Genomic DNA, 23,863 nt, shown 5'->3' on the forward strand with positions numbered 1-23,863 from the left:
TTGAGGCCATTGTATAGCTCAAATAAGCCTCGCTGCATAAGGTAGTCGCAAACCACAGGAGGTCTGCGACGTGAAAATCTGCATTCTCGGTGCCGGTGCCCTGGGTTGCGCCATTGGCGCGGCCTTGAGCGAGGTGGGGCATGAAACCTGGCTGTTGAACCGTGGCCGTGCGCATGTCGAGGCCATGAACCTGCACGGGCTGCAGGTGCAGGACGAACGCGGCGAGCGCCAGGTGCGGGTCAACGCCGCAATTGATGCCGAGGACGTCGGCGTGGCAGACCTGGTGGTGGTGCTGGTCAAGTCGTTCCACACCGCCGAGGCCATTGCCGGTGCCAGCGCGCTGATCGGGCCGCAGACGCTGGTGCTGTCGCTGCAGAACGGCCTGGGCCACGAGGACATCCTGGCCGAGGCGGTAGGGCGCGAGCGGGTGCTGGCGGGCAAGACCTACGTCGGCGGCGTGCTGCTGGCGCCGGGTTCGATCCGTGCCGGTGTGGCGGGCAAGCAGACCTTCATCGGCGAGCTGGACGGCCAGCTCACGCCCCGTGTGCAAGCCATTGCCGCCGCCTTCAACGGCGCCGGGCTGGCCACCACGGTCAGCGACAACATCCTCGGCACCATGTGGGACAAGCTTCTAGTGAACGTCGCCACCGGCGCGCTGAGCGGCATCACCATGCTCAGCTACGGCCAGCTGTACAGCGAGCCGCTGCTCGAAAGCACCGCCAAGGCCGCCGTGGCCGAAGCCATCGCCGTGGCCGAGCGCGCCGGCATCCGCCTGAGCCTGACCAGCCCCGAGGCTGCCTGGACGCTGGCCGCCGAAGGCCTGCCGGCGAGTTTCCGCACCTCGATGCTGCAAAGCCTGGAAAAAGGCTCGATCACCGAAATCGACTTCATCAACGGCTCCGTCGTGCGCTGGGGCCAGCGCCATGGCGTGGCCACACCGGTCAACGCAACCCTGGTGGCCTGCATCAAGGGCATCGAACGCGCCATGGCCGATCACCAGAAGAGGGAAAACCCATGAGCCAGCCAAAAGCCTACCTCGAACATGTCGCGTTCTGGGTGCGCGACATCCAGTGGCATATCCGTTTCTTCAGCGAAGTGTGCGGCATGACCATGCGCGAAGTGCAGGGCGACCTCGAGCGGCCTGCGCAGTACTGGACCCTGGGTGGCCTGCAGTTCATCCACCAGCCGGACTTCGCCGGCCCGGAAGGGCGCATGGCGCACCTGGGCATCATGTGCGAAGACCTCGAAGCCGCCTTGGCGGCGGCCCAGCGTTTCGGCGTCAGCGAGATGCCCCAAGGGCGTAACTGGTTGCGCCTGCCCGACGGCCTGGCCGTGGAATTCATCCAGGCGTTGCCGGCGGCCTGCGTCGCCCAGGCCTTGGCCATCGACCCCCGCTCGGAGGTTCAGGCATGAGCGTGGTGGAAAGATACTGGGACGACGCCCGCGAAGGCGATGAATGCATCAGCCCGACCTACACCGTGACCCGCGAACGGATCCTGGCCTACGCCGACCTGACCGGTGACCACACCCCGGTGCACGTCGACGAGGCGTACGCCAACGCCAGCCACTTCGGCTGCCTGGTCGCCCACGGCCTGTTCGGGCTGTCGATTGCCGACGGCCTGAAGACCCAGTGCGACTACCGTTTCCTGCCGGGCATGTCGCTGGGCTGGACCTGGGACTTCGTGCTGCCGATCAAGGTCAACGATGTGTTGCACGTGCGCATGCGCGTGGGGGCGATGCGCCCGAGCAAAAGCCGGCCAGGGTGGGGCATCGTGGTGCTGCCCTCGGAGCTGATCAACCAGCACGGCGAAGTCGTGCAGCGCGGCGAGCACCGGCTGATGGTGCCGCGGAGGGCCGAAGCATGAGCCAGGCATTGCCATTGGCGGGTATCCGCGTCATCGACTACAGCCACTTCCTCGCCGGCCCCTATGTCGGGCGCTGCCTGGCAGCCCTGGGCGCAGAGGTGATCAAGGTCGAGCGGCCGGGCAGCGGCGATGCCGGCCGGCAGCATGCATTCACCCTGGACGACCAGCAGAGCGGTTACTTCCTGCAGCTGAACATGGGCAAGCAGGGCGTCAGCGTGAACATGAAGGACCCGCGCGGCAAGGCCTTCATGCAGCGCCTGACCGATTCGGCCGACGTGTTCATCGAAAACTACCGCCCCGGCGCCCTGGACAAGCTGGGCCTGGGCTACGCCGAACTCGCGGCGCGCAACCCGCGCCTGGTGTACTGCTCGATTTCCGCCTACGGCCATACCGGGCCGGACGCCCACCGCGCCGGCTTCGGGCTGATCGCCGAGGCCAAGAGCGGGATCATGCAGATGGTCGGCGTGCCCGGCGAAGCGCCGCCGCTGCTGCGCATTTCGCTGGGCGACATGTACACCGGCATCCATGCCGTGGCGGCAATCAATGCGGCGCTGCTGGGCCGGGCCAACAGCGGCCGCGGCCAGCACATCGACATGGCCCTGTACGACACGCTGGTGTCGATGCATGAGTACGCGGTGCAGTGCTACACCTTGTCCGATGGCACCGTGTTGCCGGAACAGACGGGCCATGACATGCCCACCTCGACCCTGTACGGCGTGTTCCGCGCTGCCGATGGCGACCTGGTGATCGCCGCCCAGGTCGACGATGCCTGGCAACGCTTTGCCGCCATGCTCGAAGCCAACGGTGGCCCGAGCGGGTTTGGCAGCGACACGCGCTACCACAGCCTCAACGGTCGCAACGCCCACCGCCAGGCGATCCTGGCCGTGGTCCGCGACTGGGTCGGCGCGCGCCAGGTGGCCGATATCCTGCAGCTGCTGGATGGCATCGACATCCCCAGCGCCAAGGTGCAGCGCATCGACGAGGTGCTGGCCGACCCGCAGATCCAGGCGCGCAACATGGTCATCGAACAGCAGCACCCGCGCTACGGCACCTTGCGCCTGCCCAACCTGCCGTTTCGCTTTTCCGACTGCGACACCACGATCCACCAGGTGGCTCCGGACCTCGGCCAGCACAACGCCGAAGTCGCCGCGGCACTTGGCTTCAGCCCCGAAGAAATCACCGCCATGCAGGCAGACGGTGTGCTGTTCACCCACGGAGATGCACGATGAGCGACCGCTATGCAGTGATCGGCCGGCCGATCAACCACACCAAGTCCCCATTGATCCATGGCCTGTTCGCCGAGGCCACTGGCCAGGCCCTGGAGTACGGCGCCATCGAGGGCGAGCTGGAGGGCTTCGAGACCCAGGTGCTGCAGTTGCGCAGCGAGGGCGGGCTGGGCATGAACATCACCGCGCCGTTCAAGCTGCGCGCCTTCGAGCTGGCCGACCGGCGCAGCGAGCGTGCGCAGCTGGCACGGGCGGCCAATGCGCTGAAGTTCGAGGATGGCAGCATCTACGCCGAGAACTTCGATGGCATTGGCCTGCTGCGGGATATCGAGCAGAACCTCGGTGAACCGCTGCGCCAGCGCCGGGTGCTGTTGCTCGGTGCCGGCGGCGCAGTGCGCGGCGCCTTGCTGCCGTTCCTGCAGGCCGGGCCGCGTGAGCTGGTGATCGCCAACCGCGACATGGCCAAGGCAGTGGCCTTGCGCAACGAACTGGATCACCCCCGGCTGCGCATCAGCCGTTATGAAGAACTGGACGGGCAAGCCTTCGATATTGTTGTCAACGCCACCTCCGCGAGCCTGACCGGTGAGTTGCCGCCGCTGCCTGCTGGCGTGCTGGGCGGCGCGCGCCTGGCCTATGAGCTGGCCTATGGCAAAGGCCTGACACCATTCCTGCGCATGGCGCAGGCGCAAGGTGTGGCGCGCCTGGCCGATGGCGTCGGCATGCTGGTGGAACAGGCGGCAGAAGCATTTGCCTGGTGGCGCGGGGTACGGCCTGAAACCCGTGCCGTGATCGACCGCCTGACCATTCCCCTGGAGTGAGCCATGCCCGCCAATGTCCTGATGCTGCACGGCATCAACCACAACATGTTCGGCAAGCGCGACCCGCGCCAGTACGGCACGGCCACCCTGGCCGACATCGACCAGGCCCTGCAGGCGCTGGGCGAGGAACTCGGTGCACAGGTAGAGTGCTTCCAGACCAACTACGAAGGCGCAATGTGCGAACGCATCCATCGGGCCTATGAGCAACGGGTGGATGCCGTGCTGATCAATGCCGGGGCCTGGACCCATTACAGCTACGGCATTCGTGACGCACTGGCGATTGTCGAGGCGCCGGTGGTCGAAGTGCATATGTCGAACATCCACGCCAGAGAGCCGTTCCGCCATCACTCGGTATTTGCCGAGGTGGTGCGCGGGCAGATCTGCGGGTTTGGCGTCGAGACCTACCTGCTGGCATTGCGTGCGGCGCTGAACATGATCTGATGGCCGGCGCGCCTGCACAAAGCGCGCAGGTCCGGACCCATCAATCACCGGAGGGACTCGTGAACGCGTCTCGGCACACCACTTTCATCGCCTTGCTGGTCGCCATTACCTTCTTCATGGAGAACCTCGACGCCACCGTCATCGCCACGGCGTTGCCGCAGATGGCCCGTGACTTCGCCGAGCACCCGGTCAGCCTGAACATCGGCATCAGCGCCTACCTGCTGGCGGTGGCGGTGTTCATCCCGCTCAGCGGTTGGCTGGCCGACCGCTTTGGCGCGCGGCAGGTGTTCGCCGGGGCCATCGCCCTGTTCACCCTGGCGTCGTGGCTCTGCGGCCTGGCGACCGACCTGGAGACCTTCGTCGTCGCACGGGTGCTGCAAGGCATCGGCGGGGCGCTGATGGTGCCGGTCGGCCGCCTGGTGGTGTTGCGCACCACCGACAAGCAGGACCTGGTGAAGAGGCTCGCGGTGATCACCTGGCCCGGGCTGGTCGCGCCGGTACTGGGGCCACCCATCGGCGGGCTGATCGTCACCCACCTGTCGTGGCCGTGGATCTTCTATCTGAACATACCGCTTGGCGTGCTGGCCATTGCGGCAGCGTGGTGGCTGATTCCCGCTGGCCGCTCCAGCGAAGCGCGCCGTTTCGACCTGCTCGGCTTCGGCTTGCTCGCCTCGGCCTGCGCCGCGTGGTTGATCGGCCTGGAAATGCTCGGTTCGCTGGCCGCTGGCAGCCTGCCTGGCGGGGCGGTACTGGTGGCAGCGGGCGGCTTGCTGAGCTGGCTCGCGGTTCGCCATTGCCAGCGCCACCCGGCGCCGCTGTTGCCATTGGCAGCCATGGGCATCGCTACGTTCAGGGCCAGCATCGTCGGCGGTACGCTGTTCCGCCTGTCGATTAGCGCCTTGCCGTTCCTGATTCCGCTGATGCTGCAGGTCGGCTTCGGCCTGTCACCGGTGGATGCCGGCTGGCTGGTGCTGGCGATCTTCGCTGGCAACCTGGCGATGAAGCCGTTCACCACCGGTTTGCTGCGCCGCTATGGTTTCCGCCGCGTATTGCTGGTCAATGGCATGATCGGTGTCTGCAGCATCCTGGCCTGCCTGGGCTTGCAGCAGGGCATGCCGTGGTACTGGATGGCGCTGGTGCTGTTCATGGGCGGGCTGTCACGTTCGATGCAGTTCACCACCTACAATGCCGTCGGTTTCTCCGAGGTGCCCAAGCCACAGATGGGCGAGGCGTCGACACTGTTCAGCATGTTCTTCCAGCTGGCGATGGCGCTGGGGGTCGCCGTGGTGGCGCTGTTGTTGCGGCTAGCGATGATTGTGCGCGGCGGCGAGGGTGGGATGACGGTCAGCGACTTCCACTTTGCGTTGCTCGGCGTGGCGCTGATTGCCTGCCTCGCGCTGGTCGATGCCGTGCGCCTGCCCGGCAATGCTGGCGAGCAGGTATTGCGCACGTAATCGGCGTGCCGGCTCAGGCCCCCTTGCGCGATACCATCGCGGTCAAGGCTGCCCTGGCTGCATCGCTGTTGAGCCGCTCGATGAACAGCAGGCCTTCCTTGGCCACCGTGGCGGCCAGTGCTTCGCGCTGCGCATCCTTGAGCAGACGCTTGCTGATGCGCAGGGCAGCGGCTGGCAACTGTTGCAGGCGCCGCGCCAGCTTGACGGCGGCAGCCAGGCATTGCGCGCCATCTTCGAACAGTTCGCTCGCCAGGCCCCACTGCACTGCCTGTTCGCCATTCAGCGCCTGGTTGCACAGCAACAGCTGCGCCGCCCGCGCATGCCCCAGCATTTGCGGCAGCAACAGGCTCGCGCCAAACTCCGGGCATACGCCCAGTGCCACGAACGGCGTGCGCAGCTTGGCGTCACGGCTGATCAGCACCTGGTCGCAGTGCAGCAGCAGTGTGGTACCGATGCCGATCGCCGGCCCCGCAACCGCCGCGATCAGCGGCTTGTCCAGCGCCAGCACCGCCCACATCATGCGGAACACCGGGCTTTGAAGGTCGGTCGGGGGCTGGTCGAGAAAGTCCGCCAAGTCGTTGCCGGCGGTGAAGCACTCGGTGCTGCCGGTGATCAGGATCACCTCGACCTGCGGGTCGCCGTTGGCGGCTTCGAACAGCTCTGCCAGCCGCGTGTACATGGCGTTGGTCAGGGCGTTGAGCTTGTCCGCACGGTTCAGGCGCACGGTCAGCAGGCCTTCGTCGAGCTGCTGCTGGATCAGGTCGGTCATGGCAATGCCTTTGTTATTGTCAGGGTGGCCGAGTATAAACAGGCTTTCGCGACCGAGGCGAGTTGCTATACAGTCGTTCAACTATTCGACCCACGAGTGCCCCCGATGACCCAGGAAGCCCGCTTCAGCCGCATGCTGCCCGAACTGCGCAAGGCCAATCTGGTCGAGGCCACCCTGGCCTGCCTGAAGCGCCATGGTTTCCAGGGCGCCTCGATCCGCAAGATCTGCGCCGAAGCCGGGGTTTCGGTAGGCCTGATCAGCCACCATTATTCGGGCAAGGACGAGCTGGTCGCCGAAGCCTACATGGCGGTCACTGGCCGGGTCATGCACCTGCTGCGCGAGGCCATGGCCCAGGCCGCGCCCAACGCCCGCGAACGGTTGTCGGCGTTCTTCCGTGGCTCGTTCAGCGCCGAGCTGCTCGACCCGCAGCTGCTCGATGCGTGGCTGGCGTTCTGGGGCGCGGTGAAGACCGCCGAGGCGATCAACCAGGTGCACGACCACTCCTATGGTGAATACCGCCGCGAACTGCGCACGCTGCTTGCCGAGCTTGCGCGGGAGGAGGGCTGGCAACACTTCGATGCCGACCTCGCCGCCATCAGCCTCAGCGCCTTGCTCGATGGCCTGTGGCTGGAGTCCGGGCTTAACCCGGGCACCTTTACCCCGGCCCAGGGCGTGCAGATCTGCGAGGCCTGGGTCGATGGCCTGCAGGCCGGTGGTCGGCAACGCTTCAGTACCGCCACCGAGGGCTGTTGATCGACCGTTCAGCAATCGCTAGTCTTGGCTCACTCTAATAAAAATATCGCCTTCGGGCACTTCAGGACTAACCGCAATGACCTCTCAGGTACTGGTCGTCGATGACGATCCGCTGATTCGTGACTTGCTCCAGGCTTACCTGTCCCAGGAAGGCTATACCGTCCACTGTGCCGCTACGGCGGAACAGGCCGAAACGCTGCTGAGCGAGCAGCCGGTGGAACTGGTGATGCTCGACATCCGCCTGCCGGGCAAGGACGGCCTGACCCTGACCCGTGAACTGCGGGTGCGCTCGGAAGTGGGGATCATCCTGATCACCGGGCGCAACGACGAGATCGACCGCATCGTCGGCCTGGAATGCGGCGCTGACGATTATGTGAGCAAACCGCTCAACCCCCGCGAACTGGTGTCCCGCGCCAAGAACCTGATCCGCCGCGTGCGCCACGCCCAGGGCGCCCGGCCAGCCAGCGTGGCCACCGCCACCCTCAAGCAGTTCGGCGACTGGTCGCTGGACTGCGACCGCCGCCGCCTGATCGATGCGCAGGGCGGCGAAACCCTGTTGACCCATGGCGAGTTCCAGCTGCTCAGCGTGTTCTTGCGCAACAGCGGCCACACCCTGAGCCGCGACCAGCTGATGGACCAGATCCGCAACCGTGAGTGGGTGCCCAACGACCGTTCCATCGACGTGTTGGTCGGCCGCCTGCGGCGCAAGCTGCACGACGACCCCGCCGAGCCTGAACTGATCATCACCATCCACGGCGCCGGTTATCTGTTCACCGCCAGCGTGGCCGCGTGAGCCCGTTCCTGTTCGGCCTGCTGGCGCTGTTGGCCAGTGCTGCGCTGCAGGCCGCCGACAGCGTGCGCTATTGCGATTACCCGGTGTACCCACCGGTGTCCTGGAGCGATGGCAAGCAGCCGCGCGGGCTGGCCCCCACGGTGGTGCGCGAGCTGTTCGGGCGGCTGGGCTATCGGGTCGAGATGGTGGTGCTGGGCAACTGGCAACGCTGCCTGCTCGACGCTGCCGAAGGGCGGGTGGATGTGGTGCTGGCCTACGCTTCGGAGCAGCGTGCCAGGTCGATGCGCTTTTCCCAGGTGCCGGTGCTGCGCGAGGAGGTGGCGGTGTTCGCCAACCGCCAGCATCCGCTGCAGTTCGACCAGCTCGACGACCTGGCCAGATACCGCGGCGGGCTATTGTTCGGCGAAAGCTATGGCCCGGCATTCGACCGCTTCGTGGCGCAGCACCAGAACATCGAATGGGTGTCGGACAGCGGGCAGAACTTCGGCAAGCTGATTCGCGGGCGCATCGACTTCGTGGTTCAGGAGCGGCGTACCGGCCAGCTGTTCGTCGAGCACCTGGCAGGGGCCCAGGACATCGTTGCGCTGCCACCGGCGCTGAGCGTCGACTACCTGCGCGTGGCTGTGTCGCGCCATTCGCCGCTGAGCGAGCGGATGGGCGACATCGACGCGCAACTGCAGAAGATGGCCGACGCCGGCGAGCTGGAGCGCTGGCTGCATGAAAGCGAAGTCACCTACCGCGACATGGTCAAGCAGCCATGAGCCGCCTGCAACCGGGGGGCCTGCTGCGGCGGCTGTTGCTGTTCATCCTGCTGTTCAGCCTGTGCTTCACCGTGCTGGCCAGCAGCGTGCAGCTGTATTTCGAGTACCGCCGCGAGATGCGCGAGATCGATGCGCGCATGGCGCTGATCCGCGCTGGCTACCTGGCCAGCCTGGAGCGCAGCCTGTGGGACCTGAACCAGGAGCAGCTGAACGTGCAGTTGCGTGGGCTGGTGGATTTTTCCGATGTGGCGCGGGTGCGCCTGAACAGCGCCGACTTCAGCTTGCAGCAGGGCGAGCCGAGCCCGCAGGGGCCGTTGCGCATCGAGCGTTTTGCCTTGGACTATCAGCCGCCTTCAGGGCCTGCTCGCCATCTGGGTGAGCTGGAAGTGAGCACGGACCTGGGCGCGGTGCACCGCCGGCTGTTCGCTACCGGCCTGACCAGCCTGTTGTGGATGAGCGTGTTCCTCTGCGGGCTGGCCCTGGCACTGTCGGGTTTGTTCTATCGCCTGGTTACCCGTCACCTGCAGGTCATGGCCGACTTCGCCCGGCGCATCGGTGCCGGGCAATGGCACGAGCCCCTGCGCCTGAACAAGCGCCGTTCCCCCCATACCGACGAAATCGACAGCGTGGCCCTGGCCCTGGACGACATGCGCCGGGCCATCCTCAGTGACAGCGAACGCCGCGAAACCGACCGGCTGGCCTTGCAGGACAAGCGTGACGAGTTGCAGAAGCAGGTCGAGCGGCGCACGGCGAGCCTGATGCGTGCCAAGGACGATGCCGAGGCAGCCAACCTGGCCAAGTCGCGCTTCCTCGCTACCATGAGCCATGAACTGCGGACGCCGCTCAATGGCATTCTCGGCATGGCCGAGCTGCTGCGTGGCGCCGGCCTCGCGGCGCCCGACCGGCAACGCCTGGAGGCGCTGTACAAGGCCGGCGAGGGGCTGCTGAGCATCCTCAACGAGGTGCTGTATTTTGCCCGCCTGGAAGAAGGCGAAAGCCGTCCCGAGGCGGTGGATTTTTCCCTGCGCCAGTTGTGCGCCGAGGTCGTGACCTTGCTCGAACCCCGTGCGCTGGCCAACGACAGCCTGGTGCTGTGCCGCATCGACCCGCAACTGGCGGCGTACCAGCACGGCGCCGAGCAGTACCTGCGCCAAGTCCTGAGCAACCTGCTGGCCAATGCCATCAAGTTCACCGAGGGCGGCGAGATCCTGGTCGAAGTGCAGGTGATGCAGGAGCAACCCGGGCGGCAGCGCCTGCGCCTGAGTGTCACCGACGACGGCATCGGCATCTGCGAGGCGATGCAGCCGAAGATCTTCGAGCGTTTCGTCCAGGCCAGCGAGGCCGTTGCCCGGCGCTATGGCGGCACCGGCCTGGGGTTGGCGATCAGCAAGCACCTGGTCGAGCAGATGGCCGGGCAGATCGGCGTGCGCAGCCGCGAAGGGGAGGGCAGCTGCTTCTGGCTGGAGGTGGAGCTCGAGACGGCGCAGGCGCCCCAGGCCATGGCGGCGGCCGCCGCCGGCGCGGCGCCACTGGACATCCTGGTGGTGGAAGACGTGGCCTTGAACCGTGAGGTGGTCAGCGGGCTGCTGGCGCGTGACGGGCACAAGGTCTGGCTGGCGGAGGATGCCGAACAGGGTTTGCAACTGTGTGCACGGCAGCGCTTCGACTTGCTTCTGCTGGATGTGCACCTGCCAGGCATCAGCGGCGTGGAGCTGTGCCGGCAGCTGCGTGCCGGCGCCACGCCCAACCGCGACACGCGCATCCTGGCGCTGACCGCCAGCGTCCAGCCGGGGTTGGTGCGGGCCTACCTGGATGCCGGCATGCAGGGGGTGCTGGGCAAGCCGCTGAAGCTGGCCAGCCTGCGCCAGGCCCTGGCGGGGCAATGCCAGGAGGCGTCGCCGGCAACCTCCGTCTGGCTTGACCACGGGTTGCTGAGCACGCACCGCACGCTGCTTGGCGAGCAGAAGCTGCAAGGCTTGCTGGCCGGCTTGCAGGACAGCCTGGTGCAACAGCGCATGCCCTTGCTCGAAGCGGTCGAGGCGGGGGACTGCACCGAGGTGATCCACCTGGCCCATCGGCTGGCCGGCAGCAGCGATTCCATGGGCCTGTGCGGCCTGGCGGCGACCTTGCGCGAACTGGAAGTACGTGGCCTGGCCCGCGACAAAGCGGGGGTACGGGCCATGGGGGCGCTGCTGGGCGAACGTTTGCAGCGTGCCGAAGACACCCTCGCCGCGTTGCTGGCCGCCTGAGCGACAAAATACTTACGACTTTTTACATCTTTGATCTTTACGATCAACCGGGCCTTACATCGCCTTCCAATAATCGGACTCAACCGCTGCACACGCGGTCTTCGACGCTTATTGGAGATAATAATAATGAAAGGCCGTAAAGCTGAAGGTATCCACCTCACGCGGGCATTGAAGAGCCGGCACATCTTCATGCTCTCGTTGGGTGGCGTGATCGGTACCGGGCTGTTCATGGGCTCGGGGGTGACCATCAACCAGGGCGGGCCAGTGGGCGCGATCCTGGCCTACCTGGTCGCCGGTTTCCTGATGTACCTGGTGATGGTCTGTCTGGGTGAACTGTCGGTGCAGATGCCGGTGTCCGGTTCGTTCCAGGCCCATGCGACGAAATTCATCGGCCCGGCCACCGGTTTCATGATCGGCTGGGTGTACTGGATGAGCTGGGCCACCACCGTGGGCCTGGAGTTCACCGCCGCCGGCATGTTGATGACCCGCTGGTTCCCGGAGGTGCCGATCTGGTATTGGTCAGCGCTGTTCGTGGCCGTGCTGTTCGGCATCAATGCACTGGCTACCCGCGCCTTCGGTGAAGCGGAATACTGGTTCTCCGGGATCAAGGTGGCGGCGATCCTCGGCTTCATCATCGTCGGTGTGCTGGTGATCTTCGGTGGCATTTCGCTGAACAGCGGGGCGCCGGCGCCGATGATGAGCAACCTGATCGGTGATTCGCTGTTCCCCAATGGCCTGTCTGCGGTGTTCGCGGTGATGATGACCGTGGTCTATGCCTTCCAGGGCTGCGAGATCATGGGGGTGGCGGCGGGCGAGACCGACCAGCCGGACAAGAGCATCCCGCGGGCCGTGCGCAACGTGGTGTTCCGCGTGCTGATCTTCTACGTGCTGGCGATCGTGGTGCTGTCGGCGATCGTGCCGTGGCAGCAGGCCGGGCTGATGGAAAGCCCGTTCGTGCAGGTGTTCGACATGGTCGGCATTCCTTACGCCGCAGACCTGATGAACTTCGTGATCCTCACCGCGATTCTGTCGGTGGGCAACTCCGGCCTGTATGCCTCCACCCGCATCCTCTGGGCGATGTCCAAGACCGGCATGGCACCGCGCAGCCTGTCGCCGCTGAGCAGCCGTGGCGTCCCCCTGCGCGCCTTGTTCATCACCCTGTGCTTTGCGCTGGTGTCGCTGATGACCAGCTTTATCGCCGCCGACACCCTGTTCATGGTGCTGATGGCGGTGAGCGGCATGTCTGGCACGGTGACCTGGATCGTCATTGCCCTGGCGCAGTACCGCTTCCGCAAGCAGTTCCTGAGCGAGGGTGGCCAGCTGAGCGACCTCAAGTATCGCGCGCCGCTGTACCCGCTGGTGCCGTTGCTGTGCATCACCCTGTGCAGTTCGCTGTTCGTGTTCCTGGCCATGGATGAGACGCAGCGGCCTTCGCTGTATTGGGGCTTTGGCTTTATTGCGCTGTGCTATGCGGCGTACTTCCTGGTGCAGCGCAAGCGCCAGGGTGTGGGGTTGGAGGTGCCTGTGGCATGAGGCGGGTTTGGTAGGGGTTCGCCGGTGTTTTTGCAGCGCCTGTGAGATCGAGCGCCGCCCGCGCGGCGCTTCGCGGGGCAAGCCCGCTCCCACAGTCTGTTTCGGGCCAGTCCCTCCTATGGGATCTCCACTGTTCGCCTTGTTTGTCCCCTTTGATATTTGAGGTGGGCGCAGTTGCTTTTCATCTGTCTCCAGTCATGCACAAAGGCAGGCGCCGGTACTTTCACAGGAGATATTGGCCCAAAACAGACTGTGGGAGCGGGCTTGCCCCGCGAAGCGCCGCGCGGGCGGCGCTCGATCTCACAGGCGCTTAAAACCTCTCGTCATACACCGCTTGGCCCAAACGCAACCCCGCCCCATTCCCTGATTCCCCACCACTTGTTCGAAGTTGTAACACCGCTGCAACCGCAATTGCCTCCTTGTTGAACACTCGTTTAGCATGAGTCTCACCTCCCACACCAATCACAATAATCCGAGGCCCGTCATGACCGCTCCGTCGTCCCTACTCACCCAGGTTGAAGCCGGCGTTGCCTGGATCACCCTGAACCGCCCCGAGCAGCGCAACGCGCTGGACATCCCCACCCTGAAGAAACTGCATGCCACCCTCGAGGCTTACAACGCAGACCCCGCCGTGCGCGTGGTGGTGCTGACCGGCACTGGCCGCAGCTTCTGCGCCGGCGCCGACCTCGCCGAGTGGGCCGAAGCCGAAGCCCGTGGCGCCCTGGAAACCTACGGCTGGACCGAAACCGCCCACGGCCTGATGCACTGCCTGCACAACCTGGACAAACCCACCATCGCCGCCATCAACGGCACCGCCGTCGGCGCCGGCATGGACCTGTCGCTGTGCTGCGACCTGCGCCTGGCGGCCCAGTCGGCCCGGTTCAAGGCGGGCTATACCAGCATGGCCTACTCCCCGGATGCCGGTGCCAGCTGGCACCTGCCTCGGCTGATCGGCAGCGAGCAGGCCAAGCGCCTGCTGTTCCTCGACGAACTGTGGGGCGCCGAACGCGCCCTGGCGGCCGGCCTGGTCGGTGAAGTGGTCGCCGACGACCAGCTGCCCGCCGCCACCGCCGCACTGGCCGCACGCCTGGCCCAAGGCCCGACCTTCGCCTACGCCCAGACCAAGCGCCTGCTGCGCGAAGGTGCTTCGCGCAACCTCGCCGAACAGCTCGCTGCCGAACTGGCCGCCGGCCTGCTCTGCGGGCGCAGCGAGGACGGCGCCGAGGCCCTGCGCGCCGCCACGGAAAAACGCCCGCCACGCTTTAGCGGCCAATAACCCCTCACTCTTTCCCCGGTTACCCAGGAACAGGCCATGAATTTCCAACTGACCCAAGAACAAGAAATGTTGGTGGATGCCGTACGCAGCTTCGTCACCAAGGAGCTGTTGCCCCATGAAGAAGCCGTGGACCGTGCCGACCAAGTGTCGCCGGAGCTGGCTGCGCAGATCCGTGGCAAGGCCATCGCCGCCGGCTTCTACGCCTTCAACATGCCGGAGGAAGTCGGTGGCGGCGGCCTCGACTACCTGTCGCAGGCTCTCGTCGAGCGCGAGCTGTCGAAGGTTTCCTGGGCACTGCACGTGTTCGTCGCCCGGCCGTCGAAGATCCTCATGGCCTGCACCGGCCAGCAGGTCGAGGACTACCTGCTGCCCTGTGTCCGCGGCGAGAAGACCGACTGCTTCGCCCTGACCGAACCGGGCGCCGGCTCCGACGCCAACTCGATCAAGACCCGCGCCGTGCGTGAGGGCGATGACTTCGTGATCAATGGCAGCAAGCACTTCATCAGCCATGCCGGCCACGCCGACTTCGCCATCGTCTTCGCCGTCACCGACACCTACGAGCACAACGGTCGCAAGCGCAACGCCGTCACTGCCTTCCTGGTCGACCGCGGTACCCCGGGCATGACCATCCGCCGTGGCCCGAAATGCGTGAGCAACCGTGGCTACCACACCTACGAACTGTTCTTCGACGACTGCAAGGTCCCTGCCGCCAAGGTGCTGGGCGAAGTCGGAAAGGGTTGGGAGGTGGCCAATGCCTGGCTGACCGCAGGCCGGGTCATGGTCGCCGCCAACTGCGTCGGTCAGGCCCAGCGCGCACTCGACGTGTCGCTGCAATGGGCGGCCGACCGCAAGCAGTTCGGCCAGCCGATCGGCACTTACCAGGGCGTGTCGTTCAAGCTCGCCGACATGGCCACGCAGATCCGCGCCGCCGAGCTGCTGACCCTGCACACCGCCTGGAAGATGGACCAGGGCAGCATGACCGATGGCGAGGCCGGCATGGCCAAGCTGTTCGCCAGCGAAGTGCTCGGCAAGGTCGCCGACGAAGCGGTGCAGATCTACGGCGGCATGGGCCTGATGGACGAAGGGCCGGTCGAGCGGATCTGGCGCAATGCACGTATCGAACGGATCTGGGAAGGCACCTCGGAGATCCAGCGGCACATCATCTCGCGCGAGCTGCTGCGCCCACTGTTGCGCTGACCGGAGCCTGACCATGTCGCAAGCCATTCGTGACAACCTCAAACGCCTGCTGGCCCCCCGGCACCTGGCTTTCGTCGGCGGGCGCAGCATGGCTCGTGCGCTCAGGCGCTGTGCCGAGGGCGGCTACCCAGGCCAGCTGTGGCTGGTCAACCCGCAGCACGCCAGCATCGACGGCGTGCCCTGTGTGCGCAGCGTGGCCGAGCTGCCCTGCGCGCCGGACGCGGTGTTCATCGCCACCCACCGCGAACTGACCTTGGCCTGTGTCGCCGAACTTGCCGCCAAGGGCGCGGGCGGGGCGATCTGCTATGCCTCGGGCTTCGCCGAAAGCGGCGCCGAGGGCCAGGCGCTGCAACAGCAGCTGCTCGACGCCGCCGGTGACATGGCCCTGCTCGGGCCCAACTGCTACGGCCTGCTCGACTACCTGCACGGTGCCGCCCTGTGGCCGGTGGCCCACGGTGGCAAAGCGGTAGAGAAGGGCGTGGCGGTGCTGACCCAGAGCGGCAACTTCGCCTACAACCTGTCGATGAGCGACCGCTCGCTGCCGGTGGCCTACATGGCCTCGGTCGGCAACCAGGCGCAACTGGGCATTGCCGAGCTGATGGACGTGCTGCTCGACGAACCCCGGGTCACCGCCATCGGCCTGCACCTGGAAGGCCTGAAGAACGTACCGGGCTTTGCCCGTGCCGCGCACAAAGCGCTGGAGAAGGGCATCCCGATCGTCGCGCTGAAGACCGGTGTGTCGCAGATCGGCGCCGAGCTGGCGCTGAGCCACACCAGTTCGCTGTCCGGCTCCGATGCTCTGTACGACAGCCTGTTCGAGCGCCTGGGCGTGATTCGCGTTAGCGGCCCGGTGAGCTTCGTCGAAACCCTCAAGGCCGCCGCCTGCGGCGTCCTGCCCAAGGGGCCCGGCCTGATCGCACTGGCCTGCTCGGGCGGCGATGCCGGGCTGATCGCCGATTACAGTGAAAGCAACCAGTTGAGCCTGCCAGCCTTGAACTCCGGCCAGGTCGAAGAGCTGGCCCAGGTGTTGCCGGCCTACGCCAACCTGGTCAACCCCCTGGACTTCACCACGGCGATCTGGGGCGACGGCCCGGCCAAGGCGCGCATGCTCGACAGCGCCCTGCGCAGCGACGCCGACGCGGCGATGCTGGTGCTCGATTACCCCGCCGAGTTCACCGGCGAGCGCAAAGAGTGCGACCTGCTGCTGGAGCTGTACTGCGCGGCGCTCAAGCGCCATGGCAAGACCGGTTTCGTCACCTCGGCCTTCCCTGAACTGCTGCCAGCCAATGCCCGCGAACGCCTGCACGCGGCCGGCGTGCCGGCGCTGCAGGGGGTGGAGGATGGCCTTGCAGCCTGGGGCCGGGTCGCCCGTTACGGGCAGCAGCGTCCGGCCTTGCTGGCGCTGGGCGAATCGGCGCTGGTACCGCTGTGCCCGCCACCGCTGGCCGGCGCCAGCCGCCTGCTCAACGAGTGGGAGGCCAAGCAGGCCCTGCGCGGCTTTGGCCTGCCCATTCCGCAGGGGGTGCTGAGCAGCCCGCAGCGCGCGCTGGCCGATGCCGACCACGTGGGCTTCCCGCTGGTGCTCAAGGCGGTCAGCGCGCAGTTGCCGCACAAGACCGAGGCGGGCGCGGTGGCGCTGAACCTGGCCGACGCGGCAGCGCTCAGCCGGGCGCTTGAGCAGATGCGCACGCGCATCGCCGCTTACGCGCCAGGTGTCGCCTTTGACCAGGTGCTGCTCGAACCGATGGCCAGCGCGCCACTGGCCGAGCTGATCGTCGGCATCAAGCGCGAGGCGGATTTCGGCCTGGCGCTGGTGATCGGTGCCGGCGGCATCCTCGTCGAGCTGCTCAAGGACAGCAGCAGCCTGCTGCTGCCGACCACCGACGGTGCCATCCGCAAGGCCGTACTGGGGCTGCGCAGCGCAGCCTTGCTGCAGGGCTTTCGGGGCAAGCCTGCGGCCGACCTGGATGCACTGGTCGCTGCCATCCGTGCGGTGGCCGACTACGCCTGCGAAAACGCCAGCCAGCTGCTGGAGCTGGATGTGAACCCCTTGATGGTCGGTGCCCATGGCACCCTTGCGGTCGATGCCTTGATCCGCCTCGGCCAGGTGTAAGGACATGAACATGACGAACCCCACACTCACGGGCGGCCAGGCGCTGGTGCGCCTGCTGGCCAACTACGGCGTCGACACCGTCTTCGGCATCCCCGGCGTGCATACCCTGGAGCTGTACCGCGGCTTGCCCGGCAGCGGCATCCGCCACGTGCTCACCCGGCACGAACAGGGCGCCGGCTTCATGGCCGACGGCTATGCCCGGGTCAGCGGCAAGCCGGGCGTCTGCTTTGTCATCACCGGCCCCGGCGTGACCAACGCGGCCACCGCCATCGGCCAGGCCTACGCCGACTCGATTCCGCTGCTGGTGATTTCCAGCGTCAACCACACCGCCAGCCTGGGCAAAGGCTGGGGCTGCCTGCATGAGACCCAGGACCAGCGAGCCATGACTGCGCCGATCACCGCCTTCTCGGCGCTGGCGCTGAAGGCCGAGGACCTGCCGGAGCTGATCGCCCGTGCCTATGCCGTGTTCGATAGCGAACGCCCACGCCCGGTGCATATCTCGGTGCCGCTGGACGTGCTGGCGGCGCCAGTGGCGCGGGACTGGAGCAACGACGTGGTGCGTCGCCCAGGACGCGGCCCGGCCAGCCTAGACAGCCTGCAACAGGCGGCCACCAGGCTGGCGGCGGCCAAGCGCCCGATGATCATCGCCGGCGGTGGCGCGCTGCAGGCGAGTGCCGAGCTGCGGCAGCTGAGCACCCGCCTGGCGGCGCCGCTGTTCACCAGCGTCGCCGGCAAGGGCCTGGCAGCGCTGGACTCGCCGCTCAACGCCGGCTCCACGCTGTGCGTGGAACCGGGCTGGGCGCTGATCGTCGAGGCCGACGTGGTGCTGGCGGTCGGCACCGAGATGGCCGACACCGACTTCTGGCGTGAGCGCCTGCCACTGACGGGCGAACTGCTGCGGGTGGATATCGACCCACGCAAGTTCAATGACTTCTACCCCTGCGCGCTGGCCTTGCACGGCGATGCCCGGCAAACCCTGGCCGGGCTGCTCGAACAGTTGCCGGACGGCGTGCGCGACGCGACCCAGGCAAGCGCCGCCGTGGCCCGCCTGCGCGATGCCGTGCAGGCCAGTCACGGCCCCCTGCAGGCCATTCACCAGGCGATCCTGCAACGGGTCGCAGCCGAGCTGCCAGACAACGCCTTCGTCAGCACCGACATGACTCAGCTGGCTTACACCGGCAATTACGTCTTCAACAGCCGGGCGCCGCGCAGCTGGCTGCACCCCACCGGCTACGGCACCCTCGGTTACGGCCTGCCGGCCGGTATCGGCGCGATGTTCGCCACGGCCGACCGCCCGGGCCTGGTGCTGGTGGGCGACGGTGGCTTCCTCTATACCGCGCAGGAGCTGGCAACCGCGGTCGAAGAACTGGACCGCCCGCTGGTGGTGCTGCTGTGGAATAACGACGCGCTGGGGCAGATCCGCGACGACATGCTCGACCTCGATATCGAACCCATTGGCATACTGCCGCGCAACCCGGACTTCACCGGCCTGGCCCGCGCCTTCGGCTGCACGGTCGCGCAACCGCAGAGCCTCGATGAACTGCAACGCGACCTGCGCGCCGGCTTTGCCCGCAACGGCGTAACCCTGATCGAGCTCAAGCACGCCTGCGCGCGCTGAGCCCACCCCGCACAACAGGACAACCAGCCATGCGATTTTCCTCATTGACCCAACGGATCGCCGGCGACGGCGCCGCCGCCTGGGAGATCCACTACCGCGCCCTGGCCATGCTCGAACAGGGCCGCGAGGTGCTGCTGCTGTCGGTCGGCGACCCGGACTTTGACACCCCGGCGCCGATCATCCAGGCCGCGGTAGCCAGCCTCGAAGCGGGCAATACCCATTACGCCGACGTGCGCGGCAAGCGCAGCCTGCGCGAGGCCATCGCCCGTCGCCACCAGCAGCGTAGCGGCCAGGCGGTCACCGCCGAACAGGTGACGGTGCTGGCGGGGGCGCAGTGCGCGCTGTTCTGCGTGGCGCAATGCGTACTGGAGCCGGGCGATGAAGTGATCGTCGCCGAGCCGATGTATGTCACCTACGAGGCGGTGTTCGGTGCCTGCGGCGCCAAGGTGGTGCCGGTGCCGGTGCGCCCTGAGCATGGCTTTCGCGTGCAGCCCTCGGACGTTGCCGCACGGATCACCCCGCGCACCCGTGCCCTGGCGCTGAACAGCCCGCACAACCCCTCCGGTGCCAGCTTGCCGCGCAGCACCTGGCAGGCCTTGGCCGAACTGTGCATCGCCCATGACCTGTGGCTGATCAGCGATGAGGTGTACAGCGAGCTGCTGTTCGAGGGCGAGCACATCAGCCCGGCCAGCCTGCCGGGCATGGCCGAGCGCACGGCGACACTGAACAGCCTGTCCAAGTCCCACGCCATGACCGGCTGGCGGGTCGGCTGGGTGGTCGGTTCGCCGGCGCTATCGGCACACCTGGAAAACCTGGCGCTGTGCATGCTGTATGGCTCGCCCGACTTCATCCAGGATGCGGCGGTGGCCGCGCTGGAGCAGCCGTTGCCGGAGCTGGAGGGCATGCGCGAGGCTTACCGCCAGCGCCGTGACCTGGTGTGTGCCAGGCTTGCCGGCTGCCCAGGCCTACGGGCCCTCAAGCCCGATGGCGGCATGTTCGTAATGGTCGATATCCGCGACACCGGCCTCAGCGCGCAAGCCTTTGCCGACCGCCTGCTCGACCAGCACGGGGTGTCGGTGCTGGCCGGTGAAGCGTTCGGCCCGAGCGCTGCCGGGCATATCCGCCTGGGCCTGGTGCTTGGCGCCGAACCGCTAGGCGAGGCTTGCCGGCGCATTGCCCTGTGCGCGAGCGAACTGATGGAGGCGCAACGCAATGCGTGAGTACCGCCAACTGTTCATCGATGGCCGCTGGCAGCAACCGGTCGGGCAGGGCATGGCCGAGGTGATCGACCCGGCCAGCGAGGCCGTGGTCGGCAGGGTGCCGCTGGGTAACGAAGCGGATGTGGAACGCGCCGTCAACGCGGCGCGAAGGGCGTTCGCCGACTGGTCGCACACGCCGTACAGCGTGCGCGCCGGGTACATCCGCGCCCTGGCCGAGCAGCTCAGGGCACGGGCCGAGGAGATGGCCGCAGTGATCACCACCGAGCTGGGCATGCCGGTGCAGTGGTGCCGGCCGGTGCAGGTCGACGGGCCCATCGTCGGGCTTGAGCAGTACATCGAACTGGCCGGCCTGATGGACGAGGTGCGCGAAGTCGGCAACTCGCGGGTGTACCGCGAGGCCGTGGGCGTGTGCGCGTTCATCAATCCCTGGAACTACCCGCTGCACCAGCTGCTTGGCAAGCTCGCCCCAGCGCTGGCAGCAGGTTGCACGGTGGTGGTCAAGCCGAGCCAGGAGACCCCGCTGCATGCCTTCCTGCTGGCTGAAATGATCGAGGCCATCGGGCTGCCGGCCGGGGTGTTCAACCTGGTCAGTGGGCCGGGGGCGAAGGTCGGTGAGGCACTGGCGCGGCACCCTTTGGTGGACATGGTCTCGTTCACCGGGTCCACCGCGGCGGGCGTGCGTGTTGCCCAGGCAGCGGCGCCGTCGGTCAAGCGGGTGTGTCTGGAGCTGGGTGGCAAGTCGCCGTTCCTGATCACCGCCGACGCCCCGCTGGAAGCGGCGGTGCGCCATGGCGTGCAGGACGTGATGATCAACTCGGGGCAGACCTGTACCGCACTGACGCGCATGCTGTTGCCGGCCTCGCGCTATGCCGAGGCCCTGGAAATCGCCGTGGACGAGGCCCGCAGCCTGGTGATGGGCGACCCGCAGGACCCGCGCAGCTTCCTCGGGCCGATGTGCTCGGCCGGGCAGCGGCGCACGGTGCAGGAATACATCCGGGTCGGCCAGGAAGAGGGCGCCCGGCTACTGTGCGGCGGGGCGACCGCAGCGGGCTTCGAGCGCGGGTTCTATGTACCGCCGACGCTTTTCGCCGACGTCGACAACCGCATGCGCATCGCCCAGGAAGAAATCTTCGGGCCGGTGCTGTGCCTGATTCCTTATGCCGACGAGGCCGAAGCCATTGCCTTGGCCAACGACTCGCCGTTCGGGCTGTCCAGCGCAGTGTGGGCCAGTAGCCGCGACAAGGCGCTGCAGCTGGGCCGCCAGCTGCGCGCGGGGCAGTGCTTCGTCAATGGCGGGGCGTTCAACTACCAGGCACCGTTCGGCGGCTACAAGCAGTCGGGCAATGGCCGCGAGTGGGGTGAGGAAGGCCTGAACGAGTTCATCGAGGTCAAGGCCATCCAGCTCTGACCGTTCACATTGAAGACTGTTTGAGGAATTACCCATGAAAGTCCTGATCGTTCACGCTCACCCTGAGCCGCAATCCTTCACCGCCGCACTGCGTGACCAGGCGGCAGCAACCTTCCGCGCCCAGGGCCATGAGGTGCAGGTCAGCGACCTGTACGCCATGGGCTGGAACCCGGTGGCCAGCGCCGACGACTTCAGCCAGCGGGAAAATCCGGACTACCTGGTGTATGCGCTGGAGCAGCGCCTGGGCGTGAAGAGCGGCTCCATCGCCCCGGATATCCAGCAAGAGCTGGACAAGCTGCTGTGGGCCGACCTGCTGGTGCTGAACTTCCCGATCTTCTGGTTCTCGGCACCGGCCATGCTCAAGGGCTGGATCGACCGCGTGCTGGTATCCGGGGTGTGCTACGGAGGCAAGCGTTTCTACGACCAGGGCGGCCTGGCCGGCAAGCGTGCGCTGGTGACAGTGACTTTGGGCGGGCGAGAGCACATGTTTGGCGAAGGGGCGATCCACGGGCCACTGCAAGACATGCTGCGACCGATCCTGCGCGGCACCCTGGCCTATGTTGGTTTCGAGGTGCTGGAGCCGTTCGTGGCCTGGCATGTGCCGTACATCAGCGACGAGGCACGCCAGACCTTCCTGCACCGTTACGAACAGCGCCTGCAGCACCTGTCGGATGACCTGCCGCTGAGCTTCCCACGCCTCGACCAGTTCGATGAGGCGCTGTATCCGTTGCCGCGCTGATCACCCGCCCGAACAGACCGCGATTGGGCGGCAAGGGCTTATCCCTTGTCCGCCTTGCCGGCTGCCGCGGCGAACTTGGCCAGCTGAACATCCAGCCGGCGCGGACGCCGGCCAAGGTCCTCGGCACGCTCCTTGCGGCGAATGGCGTTGCGTACCATCAATGACCCCAGGTAGCGGATGGGTTCCGGCGGGAAATGCCCGAGCGGGCCGTTGAGCAATGGCGAGCGGGTCCAGGCGTTGTCCAGCCCCAGCACCAGCGACGACAGGATCTGACCGCCCATGTGACAGGGGCCTACACCACTTCCGGAATAACCGAAGCCATAGAAGATGTTGCCCTTGGCGCCCATGCGCCCGAAGAAAGGCAAGCCGGTGACCGAACGATCCGAAGGGCCGTTCCAGGTCGCCGCGATATCGACGCCGGTAAATGCCGGGAAGAATTTTTCCAACGAATTGCGCAGCAGGTTCGCATAAGGTGATGGCTGGTCGAATACCGGCAGCATGCGCCCGCCGAAGGCGAAAGTATTGCCGCCTTTGCCCAGCATGATTCGCCCGTCGGGGGTGTTGTGGTAGTAGTGCACGAAGATGCGTGAGTCGAGCACGGTCACGCCGCTGGTCAGGCCGATACGCTCCAGCAGGTCCGGGCGAGGTTCGGTGATGATCATATCGCTCGAGACAATGGCCACCGAACGCGCGAATTGTGGAAAGGCCCGGGCCATCCAGGCATTGATCGCCAGCACCACCTTGGCGCAGGTGACGTTGCCGTGGGGTGTGATGACCCTGGCTGGCTGCCCTTCATCGAGGCCGACCATCGGCGAGCCTTCATGAATGCGCACGCCCAGCTGCAGCGCAACGCGGCGCAGGCCACGTACCAGCTTGGCCGGTTGTACGCTGGCCGCCGCGGGCGAGTACCAGCCTTCCAGGTGCTGGGCCGAGCCCGCCATCCGTTGCACGTCGGCCAGCGGGCGTTTGCTGAAGGTGTTGATGCCATGGTGCTCCAGCGCGGCGACCACCGCGTCGGTGGAGCCGACCTGAGCCTGGCTGGTCGAGGTGTACAGCGTGCCGTCGAGACGGTAGTCGGCATCCACGCCGTACTTTTTGCAGAAGTCGCCGATCGCATAAATGCTCTGCTCCGACGCCTTGACCAGGCGCACGGCCTCTTCGAGCCCGAACAAACGCTCCAGGGTAAAGAACTTCGCCGACCAGGACAGCGCGCAACCGCCGTTGCGCCCACTGGCCCCCGCGCCGCAGATGTCCGCTTCGACGATGACCACATCGAGTTCGGGGTTCTGTTCCTTGAGCATGATGGCGGTCCACAGGCCGGTATAGCCGCCGCCGACAATGCAGACATCGGCGCGGGTGTCCTGGCGCAGGGGCGGGCAGGGTTCGTCGGGCTGATTGTTCAGGGCTTGTTCCAGCCAGAAAGGGCGCATCGTGCTTCTCCAGAAAGGGACCGAGAAGGGCGCCGAGCCATGCGCACCCTGTGCCACGCATCCTTGCAGTGCACTGTGCATAAATAAAATCGATTTAACGTATGGATATATAAGTTCAGGCTATTTATGCGCGACCCCACCCATTCGGGTTATGGCCCCGTGGCCCAATCCCCCCGATAGTGGCTCCATCCGCTCACCCG

Annotated in this window: 21 protein-coding genes; 19 read left to right on the forward strand and 2 right to left on the reverse strand. The window is 66.6% G+C overall.

Annotated features, from left to right (window positions below; all coding sequences use genetic code 11):
- Nucleotides 1–70: 70 nt before the first annotated feature.
- The 7 genes from HU738_RS19220 to HU738_RS19250 are packed head-to-tail and all read left to right on the forward strand — an operon-like array spanning nucleotide 71 to nucleotide 5,804.
- Nucleotides 71–1,018 (forward strand): ketopantoate reductase family protein, encoded by a 948-nt coding sequence (locus tag HU738_RS19220; RefSeq protein ID WP_186603124.1) that lies wholly within the window; start codon nucleotides 71–73, stop codon nucleotides 1,016–1,018.
- Nucleotides 1,015–1,413 (forward strand): VOC family protein, encoded by a 399-nt coding sequence (locus HU738_RS19225; protein ID WP_186603125.1) that lies wholly within the window; start codon nucleotides 1,015–1,017, stop codon nucleotides 1,411–1,413. Before HU738_RS19220 ends, HU738_RS19225 begins: the two co-directional genes overlap by 4 nt.
- The gene (locus tag HU738_RS19230) at nucleotides 1,410–1,865 is read left to right on the forward strand and encodes a MaoC family dehydratase (protein ID WP_186603126.1); all 456 of its coding nucleotides are present in this window, start codon (nucleotides 1,410–1,412) and stop codon (nucleotides 1,863–1,865) included. The genes HU738_RS19225 and HU738_RS19230 overlap by 4 nt, the downstream gene beginning before the upstream one ends.
- A complete protein-coding gene (locus HU738_RS19235) occupies nucleotides 1,862–3,094 on the forward strand; it encodes a CaiB/BaiF CoA transferase family protein (protein WP_186603127.1) in 1,233 nt (410 codons plus the stop codon). The genes HU738_RS19230 and HU738_RS19235 overlap by 4 nt, the downstream gene beginning before the upstream one ends.
- Nucleotides 3,091–3,909 (forward strand): shikimate dehydrogenase, encoded by an 819-nt coding sequence (gene aroE / locus HU738_RS19240; protein WP_186603128.1) that lies wholly within the window; start codon nucleotides 3,091–3,093, stop codon nucleotides 3,907–3,909. The genes HU738_RS19235 and aroE overlap by 4 nt, the downstream gene beginning before the upstream one ends.
- 3 nt (nucleotides 3,910–3,912) lie before the next feature.
- On the forward strand, nucleotides 3,913–4,350 hold the full coding sequence (gene aroQ / locus HU738_RS19245; protein ID WP_176509356.1) for a type II 3-dehydroquinate dehydratase: 438 nt from the start codon (nucleotides 3,913–3,915) through the stop codon (nucleotides 4,348–4,350).
- Nucleotides 4,350–5,804: an MFS transporter gene (locus HU738_RS19250; protein ID WP_186603129.1), complete on the forward strand. Its 1,455-nt coding sequence runs from the start codon at nucleotides 4,350–4,352 to the stop codon at nucleotides 5,802–5,804. The genes aroQ and HU738_RS19250 overlap by 1 nt, the downstream gene beginning before the upstream one ends.
- A 13-nt stretch (nucleotides 5,805–5,817) precedes the next feature.
- Here the strand turns inward: HU738_RS19250 and HU738_RS19255 are convergent, their stop codons facing one another.
- Nucleotides 5,818–6,573: an enoyl-CoA hydratase-related protein gene (locus HU738_RS19255; protein ID WP_186603130.1), complete on the reverse strand. Its 756-nt coding sequence runs from the start codon at nucleotides 6,571–6,573 to the stop codon at nucleotides 5,818–5,820.
- Nucleotides 6,574–6,678: 105 nt separating this feature from the next.
- On the opposite strand from HU738_RS19255, the gene HU738_RS19260 reads away from it, so the two are divergent.
- From HU738_RS19260 to HU738_RS19315, 12 genes are all read left to right on the forward strand, one after another.
- Nucleotides 6,679–7,326: a TetR family transcriptional regulator C-terminal domain-containing protein gene (locus HU738_RS19260; RefSeq protein WP_186603131.1), complete on the forward strand. Its 648-nt coding sequence runs from the start codon at nucleotides 6,679–6,681 to the stop codon at nucleotides 7,324–7,326.
- A 76-nt stretch (nucleotides 7,327–7,402) separates the two neighbouring features.
- The gene (locus tag HU738_RS19265; protein ID WP_186603132.1) at nucleotides 7,403–8,119 is read left to right on the forward strand and encodes a response regulator; all 717 of its coding nucleotides are present in this window, start codon (nucleotides 7,403–7,405) and stop codon (nucleotides 8,117–8,119) included.
- Complete coding sequence (locus tag HU738_RS19270) at nucleotides 8,116–8,880, forward strand: substrate-binding periplasmic protein (RefSeq protein WP_186603133.1); 765 nt, start codon at nucleotides 8,116–8,118, stop codon at nucleotides 8,878–8,880. The genes HU738_RS19265 and HU738_RS19270 overlap by 4 nt, the downstream gene beginning before the upstream one ends.
- On the forward strand, nucleotides 8,877–11,129 hold the full coding sequence (locus HU738_RS19275) for an ATP-binding protein (protein WP_186603134.1): 2,253 nt from the start codon (nucleotides 8,877–8,879) through the stop codon (nucleotides 11,127–11,129). Before HU738_RS19270 ends, HU738_RS19275 begins: the two co-directional genes overlap by 4 nt.
- 126 nt (nucleotides 11,130–11,255) lie before the next feature.
- Nucleotides 11,256–12,662 carry an amino acid permease gene (locus HU738_RS19280; protein ID WP_186603135.1) on the forward strand — a complete coding sequence of 469 codons (1,407 nt, stop codon included), beginning with the start codon at nucleotides 11,256–11,258 and terminating at the stop codon, nucleotides 12,660–12,662.
- 484 nt (nucleotides 12,663–13,146) lie between these two features.
- Nucleotides 13,147–13,938 (forward strand): enoyl-CoA hydratase/isomerase family protein, encoded by a 792-nt coding sequence (locus HU738_RS19285; RefSeq protein WP_186603136.1) that lies wholly within the window; start codon nucleotides 13,147–13,149, stop codon nucleotides 13,936–13,938.
- A 36-nt stretch (nucleotides 13,939–13,974) separates the two neighbouring features.
- Complete coding sequence (locus HU738_RS19290; RefSeq protein WP_186603137.1) at nucleotides 13,975–15,135, forward strand: acyl-CoA dehydrogenase family protein; 1,161 nt, start codon at nucleotides 13,975–13,977, stop codon at nucleotides 15,133–15,135.
- Nucleotides 15,136–15,148: 13 nt separating this feature from the next.
- Nucleotides 15,149–17,248, forward strand: a complete 2,100-nt coding sequence (locus HU738_RS19295) for an acetate--CoA ligase family protein (protein ID WP_186603138.1) — start codon at nucleotides 15,149–15,151, stop codon at nucleotides 17,246–17,248.
- A gap of 10 nt (nucleotides 17,249–17,258) precedes the next feature.
- Nucleotides 17,259–18,866, forward strand: coding sequence for a 5-guanidino-2-oxopentanoate decarboxylase (locus HU738_RS19300; RefSeq protein ID WP_186603139.1), 1,608 nt, complete (start codon nucleotides 17,259–17,261; stop codon nucleotides 18,864–18,866).
- Nucleotides 18,867–18,895: 29 nt separating this feature from the next.
- Nucleotides 18,896–20,086 carry a pyridoxal phosphate-dependent aminotransferase gene (locus HU738_RS19305; protein WP_186603140.1) on the forward strand — a complete coding sequence of 397 codons (1,191 nt, stop codon included), beginning with the start codon at nucleotides 18,896–18,898 and terminating at the stop codon, nucleotides 20,084–20,086.
- Nucleotides 20,079–21,494: an aldehyde dehydrogenase family protein gene (locus tag HU738_RS19310; protein ID WP_186603141.1), complete on the forward strand. Its 1,416-nt coding sequence runs from the start codon at nucleotides 20,079–20,081 to the stop codon at nucleotides 21,492–21,494. Before HU738_RS19305 ends, HU738_RS19310 begins: the two co-directional genes overlap by 8 nt.
- A 34-nt stretch (nucleotides 21,495–21,528) precedes the next feature.
- Nucleotides 21,529–22,233, forward strand: coding sequence for an NAD(P)H-dependent oxidoreductase (locus HU738_RS19315; RefSeq protein WP_186603142.1), 705 nt, complete (start codon nucleotides 21,529–21,531; stop codon nucleotides 22,231–22,233).
- 38 nt (nucleotides 22,234–22,271) lie between these two features.
- On the opposite strand, the gene HU738_RS19320 is transcribed toward HU738_RS19315, so the two are convergent.
- Entirely contained in the window at nucleotides 22,272–23,663 is a 1,392-nt protein-coding gene (locus HU738_RS19320) for an FAD-dependent oxidoreductase (protein ID WP_186603143.1), read from the reverse strand.
- Between the last annotated feature and the right edge of the window lie 200 nt (nucleotides 23,664–23,863).

It is taken from the genome of Pseudomonas vlassakiae (assembly GCF_014269035.2).
Lineage (GTDB): Bacteria > Pseudomonadota > Gammaproteobacteria > Pseudomonadales > Pseudomonadaceae > Aquipseudomonas > Aquipseudomonas vlassakiae.

Bases quoted from the DNA above. Each gene is read 5' to 3' on its own strand.
- HU738_RS19290 (WP_186603137.1), top strand. From the start codon at position 13,975: ATGAATTTCCAACTGACCCAAGAACAAGAAATGTTGGTGGATGCCGTA.
- HU738_RS19315 (WP_186603142.1), top strand. From the start codon at position 21,529: ATGAAAGTCCTGATCGTTCACGCTCACCCTGAGCCGCAATCCTTCACC.
- HU738_RS19320 (WP_186603143.1), bottom strand. From the start codon at position 23,663: ATGCGCCCTTTCTGGCTGGAACAAGCCCTGAACAATCAGCCCGACGAA.
- HU738_RS19255 (WP_186603130.1), bottom strand. From the start codon at position 6,573: ATGACCGACCTGATCCAGCAGCAGCTCGACGAAGGCCTGCTGACCGTG.
- HU738_RS19300 (WP_186603139.1), top strand. From the start codon at position 17,259: ATGACGAACCCCACACTCACGGGCGGCCAGGCGCTGGTGCGCCTGCTG.
- HU738_RS19235 (WP_186603127.1), top strand. From the start codon at position 1,862: ATGAGCCAGGCATTGCCATTGGCGGGTATCCGCGTCATCGACTACAGC.
- HU738_RS19275 (WP_186603134.1), top strand. From the start codon at position 8,877: ATGAGCCGCCTGCAACCGGGGGGCCTGCTGCGGCGGCTGTTGCTGTTC.
- HU738_RS19285 (WP_186603136.1), top strand. From the start codon at position 13,147: ATGACCGCTCCGTCGTCCCTACTCACCCAGGTTGAAGCCGGCGTTGCC.
- HU738_RS19305 (WP_186603140.1), top strand. From the start codon at position 18,896: ATGCGATTTTCCTCATTGACCCAACGGATCGCCGGCGACGGCGCCGCC.
- HU738_RS19260 (WP_186603131.1), top strand. From the start codon at position 6,679: ATGACCCAGGAAGCCCGCTTCAGCCGCATGCTGCCCGAACTGCGCAAG.
- HU738_RS19310 (WP_186603141.1), top strand. From the start codon at position 20,079: ATGCGTGAGTACCGCCAACTGTTCATCGATGGCCGCTGGCAGCAACCG.
- HU738_RS19265 (WP_186603132.1), top strand. From the start codon at position 7,403: ATGACCTCTCAGGTACTGGTCGTCGATGACGATCCGCTGATTCGTGAC.
- aroQ (WP_176509356.1), top strand. From the start codon at position 3,913: ATGCCCGCCAATGTCCTGATGCTGCACGGCATCAACCACAACATGTTC.
- HU738_RS19250 (WP_186603129.1), top strand. From the start codon at position 4,350: ATGGCCGGCGCGCCTGCACAAAGCGCGCAGGTCCGGACCCATCAATCA.
- HU738_RS19230 (WP_186603126.1), top strand. From the start codon at position 1,410: ATGAGCGTGGTGGAAAGATACTGGGACGACGCCCGCGAAGGCGATGAA.
- HU738_RS19225 (WP_186603125.1), top strand. From the start codon at position 1,015: ATGAGCCAGCCAAAAGCCTACCTCGAACATGTCGCGTTCTGGGTGCGC.
- HU738_RS19295 (WP_186603138.1), top strand. From the start codon at position 15,149: ATGTCGCAAGCCATTCGTGACAACCTCAAACGCCTGCTGGCCCCCCGG.
- aroE (WP_186603128.1), top strand. From the start codon at position 3,091: ATGAGCGACCGCTATGCAGTGATCGGCCGGCCGATCAACCACACCAAG.
- HU738_RS19280 (WP_186603135.1), top strand. From the start codon at position 11,256: ATGAAAGGCCGTAAAGCTGAAGGTATCCACCTCACGCGGGCATTGAAG.